This is a genomic window from Arcticibacter eurypsychrophilus (assembly GCF_001730525.1).
Taxonomy (GTDB): Bacteria; Bacteroidota; Bacteroidia; order Sphingobacteriales; family Sphingobacteriaceae; genus Arcticibacter; species Arcticibacter eurypsychrophilus.
In genome coordinates, this window is record NZ_MDFN01000067.1 from 1 (window position 1) to 1445 (window position 1445).

1 protein-coding gene is annotated in these 1445 nt (G+C 39.6%); it reads left to right on the top strand.

The annotated features are described in order from the left end of the window. A partial coding sequence (locus tag BFL47_RS18975) for an NAD(P)/FAD-dependent oxidoreductase (RefSeq protein WP_069661367.1) occupies positions 1–1242 on the top strand: 1242 nt, incomplete at its 5' end. Between the last annotated feature and the right edge of the window lie 203 nt (positions 1243–1445).

Sequence of the window (1445 nt, forward strand, 5' to 3'; positions counted from 1 at the left end):
GATAAGAATAATTATCATCAATTCCAGCCCCTACTCTACCAGGTTGCTACAGCAGGACTGGAACCAAGCAGCATAAGTTTTCCTCTGAGAAAGGTTTTTCAAAAAAACGCAAACGTTTTCATACGGGTTACTGAAGTAAAGAAGATCAACACGGAAGGTAATGAAATCGAATCCAGTATCGGCAGAATACCCTATGACTACCTGGTATTGGCCCATGGTGCTGAAACAAACTATTTCGGCAGCGATAACTTACAGCAATATGGCTATTCCATGAAATCAGTGTCCGATGCCTTGCTTATTCGGAACACCTTATTGCAGAACTATGAACATGCGTTAGTGGCTAAGAACGAATCTGATCGCAACGCCTTGCTTAATATCGTTATTGTGGGTGGCGGCCCTACAGGCGTAGAACTAGCCGGTGCTATCGCAGAAATGAAAAACAAGTTACTACCGAAAGACTATCCGGAGCTGAACTTTAATTCGATGAAGATCTATTTATTAGAGGCAGGAAATCATCTTTTGGGCGGAATGAGTGGTAGCTCGTCGACTAAAGTAAGCAAATATTTGAAGGACCTTGGTGTGGAAGTAAACACAGATACCGCAGTTAAAGATTATGATGGTCAAAATGTGTTCCTGCGTGATGGCACTACATTGAAAAGCCGCTGCCTGATCTGGGCAGCAGGTGTAAAAGGAGTTTTAATGCCGGGGATATCTCCTGAGAGCTTGCTACCGAATAACAGGATTTTGGTAAATAAACATAATTTGATTCAGGGGGAAAGGAATGTGTTTGCGATAGGTGATATCGCGTGTATGACAACCCAAGAAAACCCGAAGGGCCATCCTCAAGTCGCTCCTGCTGCCATGCAACAGGCAACTTTGCTGGCAGACAATCTAAAAAGTCTGACATTTTCTAAGCCATTGAAACCTTTTATATATCAAGATAAGGGAAGCATGGCAACCGTTGGTAGAAATTTAGCTGTAGCTGAAATGGGAAGAATAAAGTTCTCCGGCTTTATGGCTTGGATCACCTGGATGCTGGTACATTTGATGTCGGTTATCGGAGTAAAAAACCGATTATTTATTCTAATAAACTGGGTTTGGCAATATATAACCTACGATCAATCGCTGAGGTTGATAATCAAACCGACAAGAAAACAGAGACAGATCGAGCCATCTCATATTGCTGAAAAACTTGAAACAATACCTCTAATTCTCAAAGACGAATACAGCATATTTAAATAAAAAAACAAGCACACCATCAAATCCAATTTCTCTAATCTTGAATCCTCTAGACATGCAGAGCCTTTATTTCAATGATAATTACTGTTTTATTTGACCTTATCTTTTAGAAAAAGCTGTAGTACTTTTAGAATAGTAGTTATTATTGTCATTTTATATCCATTTTGATATTATTAATCATTGTTGTCCGATAAAAATAAACGGAC